The sequence below is a fragment of the Helicobacter pylori genome, from assembly GCF_015904775.1.
Classification (GTDB): Bacteria; Campylobacterota; Campylobacteria; order Campylobacterales; family Helicobacteraceae; genus Helicobacter; species Helicobacter pylori_DM.
Genome location: NZ_JADZNC010000008.1, coordinates 17,268 through 34,363, shown reverse-complemented (window position 1 = coordinate 34,363; position 17,096 = coordinate 17,268). Strand labels below are relative to the sequence as shown.

General features: G+C 38.2%; 10 protein-coding genes and 2 pseudogenes. 6 read left to right on the top strand and 6 right to left on the bottom strand.

Annotated features, from left to right (window positions below; translation table 11 throughout):
* The first annotated feature begins 117 nt into the window (after positions 1-117).
* The 6 genes from I6852_RS05270 to I6852_RS05245 all read left to right on the top strand — a co-directional run bounded on the left by I6852_RS05270 (position 118) and on the right by I6852_RS05245 (position 5,931).
* Positions 118-453: a pantothenate kinase gene (locus tag I6852_RS05270; RefSeq protein ID WP_197292974.1), complete on the top strand. Its 336-nt coding sequence runs from the start codon at positions 118-120 to the stop codon at positions 451-453.
* Positions 454-492: 39 nt separating this feature from the next.
* Positions 493-999, top strand: coding sequence for a hypothetical protein (locus tag I6852_RS05265; protein WP_079327579.1), 507 nt, complete (start codon positions 493-495; stop codon positions 997-999).
* A gap of 165 nt (positions 1,000-1,164) precedes the next feature.
* A complete protein-coding gene (locus I6852_RS05260; RefSeq protein WP_197291930.1) occupies positions 1,165-3,531 on the top strand; it encodes a ribonucleoside-diphosphate reductase subunit alpha in 2,367 nt (788 codons plus the stop codon).
* Between the two features lie 60 nt (positions 3,532-3,591).
* Positions 3,592-4,539, top strand: coding sequence for a Gfo/Idh/MocA family protein (locus I6852_RS05255; RefSeq protein ID WP_197291929.1), 948 nt, complete (start codon positions 3,592-3,594; stop codon positions 4,537-4,539).
* A gap of 114 nt (positions 4,540-4,653) precedes the next feature.
* A complete protein-coding gene (locus tag I6852_RS05250) occupies positions 4,654-5,421 on the top strand; it encodes a sulfite exporter TauE/SafE family protein (RefSeq protein ID WP_197291928.1) in 768 nt (255 codons plus the stop codon).
* A gap of 3 nt (positions 5,422-5,424) precedes the next feature.
* Positions 5,425-5,931 carry a methylated-DNA--[protein]-cysteine S-methyltransferase gene (locus I6852_RS05245; protein WP_197291927.1) on the top strand — a complete coding sequence of 169 codons (507 nt, stop codon included), beginning with the start codon at positions 5,425-5,427 and terminating at the stop codon, positions 5,929-5,931.
* A 61-nt stretch (positions 5,932-5,992) separates the two neighbouring features.
* Here I6852_RS05245 and xerH read toward each other — a convergent pair whose 3' ends face one another.
* From xerH to I6852_RS05215, 6 genes and pseudogenes are all read right to left on the bottom strand, one after another.
* The gene (gene xerH / locus I6852_RS05240) at positions 5,993-7,084 is read right to left on the bottom strand and encodes a tyrosine recombinase XerH (protein ID WP_197291926.1); all 1,092 of its coding nucleotides are present in this window, start codon (positions 7,082-7,084) and stop codon (positions 5,993-5,995) included.
* 170 nt (positions 7,085-7,254) lie between these two features.
* Positions 7,255-8,365 (bottom strand): annotated as a pseudogene (locus I6852_RS05235) (hypothetical protein).
* Between the two features lie 164 nt (positions 8,366-8,529).
* On the bottom strand, positions 8,530-9,702 hold the full coding sequence (locus I6852_RS05230; protein ID WP_197291925.1) for a pyridoxal phosphate-dependent aminotransferase: 1,173 nt from the start codon (positions 9,700-9,702) through the stop codon (positions 8,530-8,532).
* 158 nt (positions 9,703-9,860) lie between these two features.
* Complete coding sequence (locus I6852_RS05225; RefSeq protein ID WP_197291924.1) at positions 9,861-10,673, bottom strand: outer membrane protein; 813 nt, start codon at positions 10,671-10,673, stop codon at positions 9,861-9,863.
* A 121-nt stretch (positions 10,674-10,794) separates the two neighbouring features.
* Entirely contained in the window at positions 10,795-12,144 is a 1,350-nt protein-coding gene (locus I6852_RS05220; protein ID WP_197291923.1) for a hypothetical protein, read from the bottom strand.
* Positions 12,141-16,978: pseudogene (locus I6852_RS05215) on the bottom strand (type ISP restriction/modification enzyme). Before I6852_RS05215 ends, I6852_RS05220 begins: the two are co-directional and overlap by 4 nt.
* Between the last annotated feature and the right edge of the window lie 118 nt (positions 16,979-17,096).

The following is a 17,096-nucleotide window of genomic DNA, read 5'->3' as shown; positions in this document are numbered from 1 at the left end:
TTTGCTGATCTGTAACAATGCTTTTAATAGGGTTGTGGTATAAATATTCTTATCAAGGTGTGCCAAACATGCCTTGAATCTCAATTTTTGAATCTCAATTTTATGAAAGGATTTGTTATGAGCGGATTAAGAACATTTAGTTGTGTAGTGGTTTTATGCGGTGCAATGGCTAATGTGGCTGTAGCTAGTCCTAAAATAGAGGCAAGGGGTGAATTAGGCAAATTTATAGGGGGTGGTGTTGGGGGTTTTGTTGGTGATAAAATGGGCGGATTTGTTGGTGGTGCAATAGGAGGATATATTGGGTCTGAAGTAGGCGATAGGGTAGAAGATTTTATCCGTGGCGTTGATAGAGAGCCTCAAACTAGAGAGCCTCAGACTAGAGAACCGCAAGCCCCAAGAGAACCTATCCGTGATTTTTATGATTACGGCTATAGTTTTGGGCATGCTTGGTGATCTTAAATGAGCCAAGGTGATAGGGGGAAAGGAAATAGCATGGATACTACAAAAGAGAACTTGAATGGCTCAAAAAAGCGTTTGAGCGATTTGGAATATCGATGGGCAATGGCTCTAGTCTATGGAGGATGTATCTCCATAACCACTAGGATTTTTTATGACATAAATGGTTCAGCTAGCGATCCGCTTTTTGACCCTAAATACAGCTATTATGTGTGGTTAGTGGGTCTAATAGCGGCTTTGTTGTCTAATCTCTTGTTTAATCCTAAAGGCAGGTCGGCAGGTTATTTCATTATTGAAACTTGGCAAGGATTCCCCAAGTTTTTTAAAGCCATTTTTAAGGCTAGGTTTTTTGGTGCGTTTTATGACGCTGTGTTAGGAGCAAGACTAAGGGATTTTTATGTGATGCTTTTAACGATACCCTTTATTATCGCTATGCATGAAATTTCGGCGTATTGTGGGCATCCTAGCAATCTCCTTGTAGAGGGTTTGGTCATTTTAGGGTTTCAAGGTTTTCTTAAGCTTTGCGCTAAATGGGGGTGGTGATTTAACCCAAATAGCATTAAATGGAGGGGGTATAAAAAAATTAAAAAACTTTAAAACTCATTCTTATTAATAAAACAGATCCAACTTGAACTTTTCTTTTTCTTAAGTTTTTTATTGATACAATGCCAAATTTAAAAGAAAACGATTTGATTTAAAGGAAAAATTTTGATTACAGTGGTTAAACGAAACGGGCGCATTGAGCCTTTGGACATTACCAAAATCCAAAAATACACTAAGGACGCTACGGACAATTTAGAGGGCGTGAGCCAAAGTGAGCTGGAAGTGGATGCGAGGTTGCAATTCAGGGACAAGATCACTACTGAAGAAATCCAACAAACTTTGATTAAAACCGCTGTGGATAAGATAGATATTGACACGCCTAATTGGAGCTTTGTCGCCTCAAGGCTTTTTTTGTATGATTTATACCATAAAGTGAGTGGTTTTACAGGGTATAGGCATTTGAAAGAGTATTTTGAAAACGCTGAAGAAAAGGGCCGCATCCTTAAGGGCTTTAAGGAAAAATTTGATCTAGAGTTTTTAAATGGCCAGATCAAGCCTGAAAGGGATTTCCAATTTAATTATTTGGGGATTAAAACCCTGTATGATCGCTATTTGTTAAAAGACGCTGACAATCACCCTATTGAATTGCCCCAACACATGTTTATGAGCATTGCGATGTTTTTAGCGCAAAACGAACAAGAACCCAATAAAATCGCTTTAGAATTTTATGAAGTGTTAAGCAAATTTGAAGCGATGTGCGCAACCCCCACTCTAGCGAACGCTCGCACCACCAAGCACCAATTAAGCTCATGCTATATTGGCAGCACGCCGGATAATATTGAGGGGATTTTTGACAGCTATAAGGAAATGGCGCTGTTGTCCAAATACGGCGGAGGGATTGGCTGGGATTTTTCTTTGGTGCGCTCTATTGGGAGTTATATTGATGGGCATAAAAATGCGAGCGCTGGCACGATCCCGTTTTTAAAAATCGCTAATGATGTGGCGATTGCGGTGGATCAATTAGGCACACGAAAGGGCGCGATTGCGGTGTATTTGGAAATCTGGCATATTGATGTGATGGAGTTCATTGATTTAAGGAAAAATAGCGGCGATGAAAGGCGAAGAGCGCATGATTTATTCCCGGCCCTTTGGGTGTGCGATTTGTTTTTGAAAAGGGTTTTAGAAGATGCGATGTGGACTTTGTTTGACCCTTATGAGTGTAAGGATTTGACTGAGCTTTATGGGCAGGATTTTGAAAAACGCTATTTAGAGTATGAAAAAGATCCCAAGATTATTAAAGAATACATCAACGCTAAAGATTTATGGAAAAAAATCTTAATGAATTATTTTGAAGCCGGCTTGCCTTTTTTGGCCTTTAAAGATAACGCCAATCGGTGCAACCCAAACGCCCATGCAGGAATCATTCGATCGTCTAATTTATGCACAGAGATTTTTCAAAATACCGCGCCCAACCACTATTACATGCAAATAGAATACACCGACGGCGCGATAGAGTTTTTTGAAGAAAAAGAGTTGGTAACGACAGATAGTAACATCACTAAATGCGCTAACAAGCTCACTAGCACGGATATTCTTAAGGGCAAGCCAATCTATATCGCTACTAAAGTCGCTAAAGACGGGCAAACGGCGGTGTGCAATCTAGCGAGCATCAATTTAAGCAAGATCAACACCGAAGAAGACATTAAAAGGGTCGTGCCGATCATGGTCAGGCTTTTAGACAATGTGATTGATTTGAATTTCTACCCTAACCGCAAAGTCAAAGCCACTAATTTACAAAATAGGGCCATAGGGTTAGGGGTTATGGGTGAAGCGCAAATGCTCGCAGAACACCAAATCGCTTGGGGGTCTAAAGAGCATTTAGAAAAAATTGACGCTTTAATGGAGCAAATCAGCTACCATGCGATTGACACGAGCGCGAATTTAGCGGAAGAAAAAGGGGTTTATAAGGATTTTGAAAATTCAGAATGGAGTAAGGGGATTTTCCCCATTGATAAAGCCAATAATGAAGCCTTGAAGCTCACCGAAAAAGGGCTTTTTAATCACGCTTGCGATTGGCAAGGTTTGAGGGAAAAAGTCAAAGCCAACGGCATGCGTAATGGCTATTTAATGGCGATCGCTCCCACAAGCTCCATTTCTATTTTAGTAGGCACAACCCAAACGATTGAACCCATTTATAAGAAAAAGTGGTTTGAAGAAAATTTGAGCGGGCTCATTCCAGTTGTAGTGCCTAATTTGAATGTAGAAACCTGGAATTTTTACACATCAGCCTATGATATTGACGCTAAAGATTTGATTAAAGCAGCGGCCGTGCGTCAAAAATGGATCGATCAAGGCCAAAGCATTAATGTGTTTTTGCGCATAGAAAACGCCAGCGGTAAAACCTTGCATGAAATCTACACGCTCGCTTGGAAATTAGGGTTAAAATCCACTTATTATTTGCGCAGCGAAAGCCCTAGCATAGATGAAAAAAGCGTGTTGGATCGATCGGTGGAGTGTTTTAATTGCCAATAATATAAGCTTAAATAAGCTAATCTTTGCTAACATAAGATTAAAATTATTTAAGGAAGATGAATGCTTTTTGCGATGATTGGTTCAGGGGGGTTTATCGCTCCCAAGCACTTGCAAGCGATTAGAGATACAGGGCATTTTTTGGATTGCTCTTTTGATGTTCATGATAGCGTGGGGGTTTTAGATGAGTATTTCCCACAATCAGAGTTTTTTACCAATATTGAAGATTTTGAAAAGCATTTAGAGCAATCTAGGGCTATGGGTAAAGAAATCAACTATTTGAGTGTTTGCACGCCCACGCACACGCATTTTGATCACATCCGTTTCGGGTTAAGAAACGGCATGCATGTGATTTGTGAAAAACCCTTAGTTTTAGACCCTGGCGAAATACAAGAATTGAAAGATTTAGAGGTGAAACACCAAAAAAGGGTGTTCAGTCTTTTGCCCTTGCGCTTGCATTGCGACACGCTGGCTTTGAAAGAAAAAATTAAGAGCGAATTAGACAAAAACCCTGAAAAGGTGTTTGACATCACGCTCACTTATATCAGCGTTCAAGGGAAATGGTATTTTTCTTCATGGCGGGCGGATGTGAATAGGAGTGGGGGGTTAGCCACTCAAATGGGAGTGAATATTTTTGACACTTTGTTGTATTTGTTTGGAGGCGTTAAAGACAAGGTTATCAACAGAGAAGAGCCTGATTGCGTGTGCGGGATACTCTTTTTAGAGCATGCCAAAATAAGATGGTTTTTTTCCATCAATCCAGAACACATGGGAGTGGCTAAAGAAAAGGTTTATCATAAAATGATCCTAGAGGGCGAAGAAGTCAATCTCACGCAGAGCTTTGATAACCTGTATATAGAAAGCTACAAACAGATTTTAGCTCAAGGGGGGTTTGGCTTGGATGACGCTATGGCGTCTATTAAATTGGCTTATGAATTAAGGAATCTCTCTCTTAGCGAACCCAATGAAGATTCGCATGCTTTGTGTTGCAAAAATAAAACAGACCAATAAAAGCATCACTTTTAAAGGCGTTGTTTAGGGGGTTTTGGTTATTGGTGTTTGATTAGAATAGGGTTGTTTGTAATTTCTTTTAAGAGGGGTTTTTACTTTTTTATAAGGGTTTGTATGGATATTTATGCGTTATACATAGCGGTAGGGCTTTTTACTGGCATTCTATCAGGGATTTTTGGCATTGGTGGGGGGATGATCATTGTCCCTATCATGCTCGCAACCGGGCATTCTTTTGAAGAATCCATTGGTATTTCCATTTTGCAAATGGCGCTTTCATCGTTCGTTGGCTCTGTTTTGAATTTCAAAAAAAAATCGCTTGATTTTTCTTTAGGCTTGTTGATAGGGGCAGGGGGGCTGATAGGAGCGAGTTTTAGCGGATTTGTTTTAAAAATCGTTTCCAGTAAAATTTTAATGGTTATTTTCGCGCTTTTAGTCGTGTATTCTATGATCCAATTTGTTTTAAAACCCAAAAAAAAAGATTTTATAGCGGATACTAAACGCTACCATTTGCAAGGTTTAAAATTATTCTTAATTGGCACGCTCACCGGGTTTTTTGCTATCACTTTAGGGATTGGTGGGGGGATGCTCATGGTGCCTTTGATGCATTATTTTTTAGGGTATGATTCTAAAAAATGCGTGGCGCTAGGGTTATTTTTCATCTTGTTTTCTTCTATTTCAGGAGCTTTTTCTTTAATCTATCACCACATCATCAATAAAGAAGTGCTTTTAGCAGGGGCGATTGTGGGATTAGGCTCTGTTATGGGCGTGAGCGTTGGGATTAAATGGATCATGGGGCTTTTGAATGAAAAAATGCATAAAGCTTTGATTTTGGGGGTGTATGGTTTGTCGCTATTGATTATTCTATACAAACTCTTTTTTTAATTGATGGTTTTATACCACTATTATTTTAAGACCCCTAAGAGTTTCCCTTTAGAGTATTTGCATTTGTGCGCTAATGAGAGCCATTTATTAAGATTGGATTTTGATGCGACCAATTTTTCTCATAACACCCCTATGAATACCCCATTAAAACTCAGTATTCAAGCCCTGGAGCGTTATTTCTTGGGACAACTTTTTGAATTTAATGCGCCTTTAGACTTGATAGGGACTTTTTTTCAAAAACAAGTTTGGTCTGCATTAATGACTATCCCTTATGGCAAGACAAAAAGTTACGATGAAATCGCAAAGCTCATTAATAACCCTAGATCTTGCAGAGCTATTGGCAACGTTAATCGCAATAACCCTATTTCTTTGATCGTGCCTTGTCATAGAGTGGTGCGTAAAAATGGCGCTTTAGGGGGGTATAATGGGGGCATAGAAGTCAAAAAGTGGCTGTTAGAATTTGAAAGCAAAATTTTAAACCAGCAAGCTAAAAATTTTTTAATTTCTTAAAAAATGGGGTTTTAGTCGTTTTATGGTAAAAATCATTTTTTTAAGGGAGTAGGGGGGTGTTTCACTTTTCTTCCCAAATGCTCGCCGCTTCTTTTAAACGCTCTTTGTCAAAATGCGTATAAATCCTGCTTGTATTTAAGCTCGCATGCCCTAGAGCTTCTTGAACCAAAATCAAATCATGGCGTTTTTGATAAAGCAAGGTCGCAAAAGAATGCCTTAACATGTGCGCCCCATTTTTCTCTCGCCTGAGTCCTGCAAAATTGATGATGCGTTCCACTTGCTTATACAAATACGCTTGCGTTAAAGCGCTGCCTTTTTGGTTGCAAAACAATAAATCGTTTTTAACAGGATACAATTCCCTTTCTATGAGCCATTCTTTCAAAAGGCTCTCAATGTGGAAAGCTTTGAGCATCACCGCTCTGTATTTATCGCCCTTACCTTTAATCAAAATCGTATAACAGCCATTTTCTAAAGTAAAATCCTTTATTTTAAGCTGCAAGGCTTCATTAGAACGCATGCCTGTAAAAACGATGATTTTAATGAGCAGGCGGTTTCTGGCGCGCACTTTAGCGGACATTTCTATTTTATCAATGCTCTCTAAAAATTTTTCTAATTCTTCATTGTTTAAATGAGTAGGGAGCTTGTTGCCCGCGCTTTGATTGGTTCCGCTGATGTTTTTGAGCGTGATATTATAGATATAAGATTTTTCATTTTCATCTTGATTTTGCTTGTCTATATAGCTAAAAAGCCCGAGTAGGGCGATTCTGTAATTTTTCTTAGTGGCTAAACTCAAACCCCCGGTATAAATACTCAAAAATTCAGCCAACATGACTTCATCAATGCTTTTGAGCGAATGAAAAGCAAGCCTTTCAGTTATTAGTCTAGCTTTGCTGAAGTATTCATGAAATTTGAGTAGGGGCAGTGCGTAGGTGTTGATTCCTAGTAATCCGGCGTTACGCGCTTTTTTACAGATTTTTTCCAATTGGCTTGAGCTGACGAACGCCTGATTGAAATCGTTCAAGCATTCAAAAACCTTATTTTGGTCTTTCACTTGAGAATTAGACAGGCTCGTGCATTTGTAGCGCAAAAAGCGCCCAATCCATAGCAAAAGATTTTCTACAGGATCTTTTAATTCTTCTAGGGGGTGCTTCATTTAGGGTTTTTAAATTAATCTAAATTGTCATCATGTGGCGTATCACTAGGCACTTTTTGCGTTACAAGCGCGTTCGCAATAAGTTTATTGCTAAATAAAACATCCAACACCTCTTTTAATTTATTTGCAAAAACAAAAATAACCCTTAAAGGTTAATTTTAGCACCAAAACTAAAACCATTCCCAAAGTTTAATCCCTTCAATAATATAAGATCCATTCTTGATAGACTGTATCAATATATTTCTAAAAATGTCTATATACCATTGATTAACATATATTTCTTTCATGTCAGGTAACTTAATATTTTCTAATGCCTTTCTAGGCACTTCAATAGTTAATAGTTAATCTTGATTTTCCGCTTAAGAAGTTATCGCTAACATTAAAGATAAAATGGAATGTATTATCACGGAAATGATATTCAATCTTGTCAATTATGGCGGAAGTAAGATTTATCCCATTTACATTCTCTGCTTGATTGATAGCACTTACAATAATATTTGATAGATTTATTTGATCTTGTGATAGTAACTTTTTTAAATCCTTTAAATTCTCATCATCCATGAAACAATAGTTAGTGCTCAATAAAGCATCACTAATAATTTTTTTACCAACTATCTTACCACTTTTTAAATCATCAGCAATTTCATTGATTTTAATGTTTTGTTCAGAGCTTTGCCTATAGTGGTTATCAATTGTTTTTATTCTATGCTTCTCTATCTCCACCGTTGTTTCCCAAGGTGCCAAACCTGGAGTAACTACCAAATTAATTGGCGGATAGTTTGTTGGATTATTAAGAGACTCAATAGCTTTTCCATGCAAAAAAGACCCTAATTTTAAAAGAGATTGAATAAAAGTCTTAGGGTTTGAAAGTTCAACACTTATAGAGTCCAATTCTTTCCCAAAATCATGACTTTTTGCACTTAGGAATTTTATCTCTTTTGTGTCGGTGTTTTGTGCGTCTTGCTTGTTTTCGCAATAACAAATCGCTGTTGGATTACAATGTGTTGTGGCTAACACCAACAAGTAGTTTTTTAAATTAAATGTTGCACTCGGCCCGTTTTTATATACAAAAAACAAACTTTCGCTAGGTCCAATAAAAGTTTCAACAAACCCTATAAAATGACACTTATATTCTAAAAATTGTTTTAGTTGGGGTGAGTTGTTGTTGTTGGGGTTGTTAGGAGAATAGTCGTAAAAAAAGACTTCCCTAATAACCCCAAAAGGCGAGCCAATATCGTGTTTGATTTTGTTAAAAAGTATTTGCCATTCGCTTATTGCCATTTGTTATTCCTTAAAATCTATTTTAGTTATGAAAACTGCACTTTTCAAACTTTTAAACCAAACCATTATACCACACTATGCCGCTAAACTACAATTAAACTACAATATAAAATTCCAAGATAAAATCCCACAAGATTAACCCCCCTTTAAATCCTAATTCTTTTTTACCCCTTTGATTTGACAAAGCGAGCGATGCGTTCAATCCCCTTTCCAATCTGTTCTTCTGAGCATGCAAAAGACAAACGAACATAGCCTTCCAATCCAAAAGCCTTTCCAGGCACTAACGCCACGCCTTCTTTTTCTAACAATTCATGGCAAAATCGCATCGAATCCCTCTCACAAAGACTGCCAATATTAATAAACAGATAAAACGCCCCATCAGGTTTTAAAGCGTTTAGCCCTTCAATCGCATTGATTTTTTCGTGGGCTAAATGACAGCGCTTTTCAAAAGCCTGACGCATCGTTTCAATTTCCTTATCCACCAACCCTTCAAGCGCCACAATAGAAGCCATTTGCGTGATAGAATTGATATTGGAAGTGCATTGGCTTTGTAAGTTATTCATCAATTTGACTAACTTTTTATCCTTGCTCGCCGCATAGCCCATACGCCAGCCTGTCATCGCCACTGACTTGCTCAAGCCATTAATGGTAATGGTGCGTTTTTTCATCTCTTCGCTCACCGCCGCGCAAGAAACAAACTCCCCTTGATAGACAAGCTTTTCATAAATTTCATCGCTAAGCACCCAAACTTTTGTCTCTTTCAAAACTTCGCCCAAAGCCTCTAATTCCGCCTTGCTATAAAGCATGCCGGTAGGGTTTGATGGGGTGGTGAGAATGAGCATTTTTGTTTTGGGGCTTAAGGCGTCTTTAAGTTGCTTGGGAGTGATTTTAAAATGGCTTTTTTCATCGGTTTGAATGAATTGACTCACTCCTCCGCTGTATTTCACAAGCTCAGGGTAAGTTACCCAAAAAGGCACAGGGATAACCACCTCATCGCCCTCCCCTATCAAGGCTTGAATCGCATTGAACAGGCTTTGCTTAGCACCATTACTCACCAGAATTTCACTCGGTTCATAATCCAAGTTGTTTTCTTTTTTCAATTTAAAAGCGATCGCTTTGAGTAATTCAGGGATCCCAGCCACTGGAGTGTATTTTGTAAAGCCGTCATTTAGGGCTTTTATAGCCGCATCTTTAATCGCTTGCGGGGTGTCAAAATCAGGCTCGCCCGCTGAAAAACTTAAAATATCTTTTCCTTGCGATTTCAATTCTTTAGCGAGCGTGCTGATAGCGATCGTTGTGGATTCTGAAAGGGATTGGATTTTAGAAGAATATAACATGCTTAATCCTTATTAAATTTTTGGATTATCATAACATGATCAAAAAGATTTTAATTCTAATTTTCAAAAAACTTTTAAAAATGTTTCAAAAGAAAGCGGTGGTTTATGCAAGAAAACTCTAATTGAAAATCCAATTAGAGAAAAACAAGCGTTTTAAATCAGAAATTGTAACGATACCCTACATAAAGGCTGTATTGACGGCGGTAAGTGAAGCTCAAATTCCCATGGTTAAAATAATAAACATTGATAGTAGGAATCTTCACGCCAAAGTCAAACTCTTGATGCTGGCCAATATGGGTGCGAATCCCTAAATTAAAAAGGAACTGGAAAATCGCCGGATCAAGGCTATAGGAGGTGTGCTTATAAGGGCTTTTAGTTTCCAAAAAGGCCCCTGTCGTATTACCCCAAGAGTTGCCCGCGATTTGAGCCCCAAAAAAGAAACCAAAACTCGCATCCTCTTTATTGATGACATTGTATAAAGTGTCAATACCCACACCATAAGTGAACATGTCAGACAGATTGCCCATAGTCCCTACTTTGGTCGCACATGGCTCATTGAGTTTACACGCCCCACCATTATCTGATGTCAAAGCGTTCGCTCCAAACACGGCATGCCCATAATCCATGAAGCCGTAATAGCGCGCACCAAACCATCTCTTCTCCCCGAAAAACTGCTTATAACCCACAGTAAGCCCTAAGCCTTGCATAACGGCCAGATAGTCGGTTTTACCCACAGGGAACTTAGGATAGTTAAATTCACTGCTCTTTGGGGGGTTTTTAACGCTTTGCGAAGCCTGACCGACTTGATAGCTGATCCCCAAATACCAAGCGTTTTTCTCGCCTTTCACTGCTTTATAGTCTTTTGGCTTTTCCAATTGCTTTTGCACTTCTGTGCTACCTTCTGCTGCCACAAGACTATGACCTAACACTACCGATAAACAGAGCGTTTTAAACACTACAAACTTTTTCATACAACATTTTTCCTTCTAAAAGTCTACATTTCGTATAATAATAACATAATAATCTATAAAAAACCTAAATTCTTAAGAAAAACACCCCTAAAACTTAAAATTTTAAATTTTCTAGGGGGTTTTAGCGGTTTGGCTCGGTGATTTTTTCTGTTTTTGGGGGGTTTCTTAATTTAACTTTGTTAAGAAAACCAAAATTGTTTGTAATAAAATCGCTCAATCCTATCTTACCAAAGAAAAATTCAATGACAATTTGCTTGAAATCTATAAAAACATGGCTAATGTCTGTAGCTTTGTTTGTATCAAGCTTTAAACTTCTTCCGTGCGCTAGAGAGTTACGGCAGTCAACAATCTGTTGGATTAGATCTTCTTGACATTTATCATTAAAATAATTTTTCGTTTGATCGCATTTTGTCCTAGATAATGAAATTTTAAAAAATTCAGAGAGTTTTTCATGGAGTTTTGTTTGTTGTGGTTTCTTTAAAAAACTTTCAATCATGCTAATCAATACAAACATGTCCAAATACAAGTGAATAATTGGATCTTTTTTGTTGATAATGTCTAAAATACTTGCAAGTTGGAAATCTCTATTGTCTTTAATATAAAAATCAATCCATTTTTCAAGCATTACAGAGAAATGGTCTATCTGTTTGAATTGTATAGCAATCCCATAAGGATCTATCTCCATAGACTTTTTATCTTTTTTGTAAGTGTTTTTTATTGCTGTAATGTCTTTATTAGAAAGCTTGAATTGGATATAGTCAATTTGGATGTCAAAATTAGAATGAGCATAAATCAAAATAAAAAAGTTTTTAATCGCTTCAGCAATAAGCGCTAATTTTTCAAGGGTTTCAAAAATTATATTGCATTCCAAAGACAAATCAAATTGATAAGTTAATAAACGATTCTGTCTTTTAGGAATCAAATTAGATTTTGCTTTTATCTTGTCTTTTTCATATCTTTGGGATAAAAAATCATTTTGAATATAAAATGATTGTAAGATAAAATCCTTATCGTTATCCTCATGATAACTTTCACACCCGCTTTCATCTACTTTAAATAATGCATCAGGTAGCAAATGCTTCTTGGTCGTAAAAAAACTTTCTAAATAATTTGTCCTACAAACAAAACGATCGCCCATAATTTTTTCTGGATCGATCCAATCATCAAACAGCCATTCATAATAGAGCGTGATTGGTGCAGAATACCCTAAAGTATGACCTAAAATAATGCGATCATAAAGCTTGTAAAGAGTGTATCTTTTTTTGTTATCCACAATATAGAGCGTTTGGTATTGCAAAGAGTGGATCTCTTCAATTCCTCCTAAAACCAAAAAAGAAAAAGAAATTTTGTTTTCTTGATACGAAAACACTCCTGGAATGTATTGCTCATTTTGTGGATTAGTTTGTGGATTTTTTAAGAAAGCAAGACATTGCCTTTCAAAATATTCCACACCCCCAAGCGATGTAATCACTCAAACCTCTTCTCGCTAATTTTTTCTATCAAATCCACGCTTTTTTCAGAGAGTTTGATGACCCTACAAAGGAGTTCAAAAATATATTGACCGCCGGCGTAATGATTCGGGTTGTTTTCAATCAAGCTGTCTTTATCCATAGTCTTTTGATAGCGTTCGATCACCCAGTCAATCGCGCTTTTGCCATTCACCACATAGTCAAAGGCTCTTTTAGGGATTTGAGTGATGGTGATATGGTGGTTATAAATGATGCGATCCCCTTTTTTATCCTTTTTCATTTGAACCACATCATAATAGCCCTCCACTTCGGCGTTCTCTAGTAGGTTATGTTTAACGCTTGTGTGCATTTCCCCGCTCTCATAGTTCAAATGCAACTCAGCTAATTGTTTCCCCAGAACAGAGAGTTCCTTAAAATCCTCGCTCAAAGCGATTCGCGGCACTTCTTTGGCGAGGGAATTTTTGTATTTTTCCAAATAGCCTTTATGGTGGAAAATCGCATAAATGTAGTAAAAAATCTCTTCTTCAGTAATAGAGTTATCCCCATAATGCCTCCTGAACAGGTTGAGCGCATAGCCGCTGATAGCGTTATAGCGGTTCCCCAGATCATCGTAATAATACAAGGGATAAGCTTGATTATGAAATAATAAATCAAGGCAAGGGATTTCTGATGAAATTAACGCTGAAAATGCCTTACCATTTCCCACACCGGTATTGATCACCACATTACGCGCGCTTTTATCCGGGAAAATTTTTTTCATTGAACAAAAACTCCAAGCAAGCTCTCGCTCATAGTAAAAATATTGTTTATTAAAAGGGCGATACAAACTAACAGAGATTTTTTCTTGCGAAAAATCATCGAGTTTTTTCCCTTTTATCAGTTGCGTTTTAAGATTTTGAACCCATGCGATTTTCGTTTTATCGGTGGTGATTTCTTGATCGTTTAGGTGCTTGTAGCGATCGGCTGGTTTGATACCTTTATCTTTAGCCGTGCGTTGTTTGAAAGCTTCCCTAAAAACCTCATTGAAGCGCTTCAAATCAGCGTTATAAGTGTCAATGCAGTTTTGCACCGATCGCTTTAAAGCGTTTGGCGAAAAATTATACACCCAAGGATCACGCCCGCTCGCCACGCCATTAGAATTGATGTCAAAAATGCTGTCGTTTTGGAGTTTTTTGTCTCTTTTTAAAGGGATGAGTTTGTCAAAGCCGTCTTCTCTTTGGTTGATCCAGTCGCCTTTATTATTCGGGGTGATCTCCTTAAAAGGCACCGAATCTAAATTTTCAAAACCCGCGAGCAAGTTGAGTTTGGCTTCTCTTTTCAAGTAATCCTCCACTTCATAGTAAAAAATCGTATTATCAGGGGCGTTCTTGTCTTTCACAAAAAAGACGATCGCTACCGTCGCCCTCGATCCGCTATCAAAGATTTTCCCTCCCTCTTTTTTTGACACTTCTCCCGAAGTGCGCTGATTGCCCCTCAAATTCAGCGCATAAAGATGCGAAAATTCTTGTGCCACGCATTTTCTGAACCCGTCCGCGCTTTTAGAGTCAATGAAGCTCCCGTTCACCACAAAGCCTACCACCCCCCTATCTTTAAGAAGATCGCTCGCCATGCGTATTGACTGAATGAGCGTGTCTCGTGTGGTTTTCCCCACTTTGGCGGTGGAATTTTTGCCGTAAGTTTCATAAACCCATTTTTGAAGCTTAGGTGTGAAAGGTTTTGGTTGTTGTCATTTTCGCTCTTTGCGCCGGCTGAATAAGGCGGATTGCCGATGATGACTCTAATGTTTTGCTTTTCCATAGTGTCTTTGATTTCTTGGTTTTCTTTCAAATCTTCAAATAAAGGGAACACCCCCTTAGTGCTTTTCTCTTCTAAATAATCCAAGCTGTCCGTGAGCGCGATGTTTTTGAAATTTTTTAACGAGCTGTCCCTATTTTGCGCGGCTTGGGTGATATTGATTAAAGCGATGTAATAAGATAAAAGCACGATGTCAAAAGCGAACAAACCTTTTAAAAATTTCTCTTTTAAGGCTTCATCGCTAATGAGCGCGTTTTCTTTAGAAAGCAAACGAGCGATAAAACTCCCGGTTCCGGTGAAGGGGTCAAAAATCGTGATGCTTTGATCGTTAAAATCCGTGTTGAAATGCTTTTTCAAAATGCCGTTAGTGGCCCTTAAAATGAAATCCACCACCTCTATGGGCGTATAAACGATCCCTAGTTTTTCGCTTTGCTTTCTAAAGGCTTCTTTAAAGAAAGTGTTGTAGAGGTTTTTAATGAGTTCTTGTTGGCTTTTTTGGCTTTTGGTGCGCGCTGCTTCTGTTTTCACGCTTTCATAGAGGTTTTTAAGATCTTTAGTTTCCCCTTCTAAGCCCAGAGTGGCGAGTTTTTCTACCATTTTATCCAAGGCTTTTGCGATAGGGTTTTTGATATTGTCCCCAAAAATCGCATCAAAAATGGGCTTAGTGATGATGTGAGAAGTGATCATGTCCAAGGCTTCATCTTCTCTGATGTTTTGATGGATATTGCCTCTTAACGAAGTTAAAAAGTTGTCAAAAATTTCAGGGTTTTTGTCAAAAATCATTTTTAGGCGGTTGTTCAAGGTTTTTGCGATGTTGCCCGTTTTTTTAGTGAAATTTTCCCAATAATTCCTGTCCCCTAATTTAGTGGGCATGACGTTATACACGGCGTCCGCTAGATCTTGCAGCAAGATAGCGTCAAAAAGGGTTTTTTGGGCTTGTTTGGGATCTTGCTTTGTTTTATCTTTTTTTGACTCTTCATCGCTTTGATTTGTTCCATCATTGTCATTGTCATCGCTTCCAAAGACTTTGATTTTTTCTCTAAAAGTGGCTTCATCAACCAGGCTTGGGTCATGGCTTCTTAAGGCTTTTATCACTTTCCAAATGTTTTTGAAATTGGTGTTATTGACGGCTTCATCCAGGTTTTGGATTTCACTCTCTTCTAAAGCGATAGGCAAAATGATATAGCCTCTTTTCTTGTGTTTGGCTTTTCGCATCACCCTACCCACCGCTTGGATAATATCCACCATAGCGCTCTTGCCATCAAAAAAGATAACGCTATCAAGTGTTGGGACATCCACCCCCTCGCTCAAACACCTGGCGTTACTTAAAACCTTACAAGTGTTAGGCTCGAATTGGTTCAAGTTTTCTAATTTTTCAAGCCTCTCCTTACAATTCATGGTGCCATCAACATGATCGATGCTGATTTTTAGGTTTTTAAAACTCTTTTTCTTCAGCTCTTCATCATAGCATTCCATGATCGTTTCAAAGGAGTCTTTGATATTTTTACTCGTTTGTATGCTTTTACAAAAGCTTATGGCTCTTTGAGAAACAAAGGTGTCTGCTTTGTTTTTCAAGTCGTTGTCTTCTTTGTTTTTCTCGTCTAAAACGATTAGATCCCACTTGGCTAACCCTTTATGAGTGCCAACGATCTTACAAACAAATTCGTTATTGATGAGCTTTTTATCCAATTTAGTGCCTTTGGCTTTGAGCTGGCTGATTTTCTTATTCACGCTGTTAGTAACGCCGCTTAAATTTTCTTTTCGCACCGCTAAAATGATGACTTTGTAATCGGTTAAGAGATCCAAAGCGATCGCTTTTGAAAAATTGAGCGTATAGATTTCTTCGCCAAAAGTATCCGCATCATCCATTGAATAGATAACGTTATCGCTCTCTTTGGCTTTAGCTTTAGAACTTTCGCTATACACTTTAGGCGTGGCGGTCATATACAGGCGTTTTGTAGCTTTGATATTTTCATCGCTATGGCACAGCGTGAAAGCGTTTTTATCGTCCCTTTCATTGGTGGAATACATAGCCCCTACCGTTCTGTGGGCTTCATCGCAAATAATAAGATCGATTTCGCCTAAACCCGCTTCTTGCGCTTCTTTAATACGCAACGCGCTTTGATAAGTTGAAAAGATAATGAAGCGCTTGTTTTCTTTTTGCGCTTTTTCATAAGTGCTTAAAATGTCTTCAAGGCGGGTAGAGGCCTTTATAGGGAGCTCAGAAAATTTAATATCGTCATTGTCTTTGTCTTTACTTTTCCCCACTTTATCATCGCTGCACACGATAGAAGCGTAAAAAGGTTCGCTTTTTTCTTGTGCGTATTCCCTAAAAGTTTGAGAAAGCAAAGCGATGCTTGGCGCTAAAAAAAGCATGATCTTAGGGTCTAAAGCTTCCATGATTTTTAAAGAAGTGTAGGTTTTGCCTGTCCCGCATGCCATAATGAGCTTGCCTCTGGTGTTTTTAGGGTTAGAAAAATACTCTTTAGTCTTTTCAATCGCTTCTGTTTGGTAAGGGTGCGGTCTTTTCTTATCGCATAAGGGGATTTCGTCTTCGGTTTTTGTGGGATCAAACTTTTCCCAATCAATGCGAGAATAAATGAAATCCTCTTCAGTGATTTCATCAATGTCAATCCCCATTCCTGTGCTTCTGATTTGCTCAATTGCTTTAAGGGCTTCAGAGGTTAAATTAGAAGTGGAGATGATGATCCCTTTTTTAAACCTGACCTCCCCCACTCCGCTTTGCAATTGGGTTAAAAAAGTCGCAATGTCGTTAAGCGAGACGCTATTTTGATGGAATTTGCATTGCACGGCGATATATTCTTTGTTTGAGGTCGTAATGACTATATCAATCCCCTTATCGCACTCCTTCCCTCTTAATTCCCAATCATACCAAAGATCAATAGACTCGTATTCGTTAGCGCTGTCATGCTCTTGTAAAAATTGCTTAGAAATTTTTTCAAACAAGCTCCCTTTATGGCGAAGGTTGGGTATGGCATGCAGTTTTTCTTTAATGAGTTCGTAGGCACTGATTTCTTGCATTTTTCATTCCTTATAGTAGTGTTAAAGCTCTGTATTATATAAAAAAATAGGATTTTAATTAACTTGCTTTATCGTTTTAGATTTCATTTTATTGTAAAACTCTTAAGGGGATATGGGG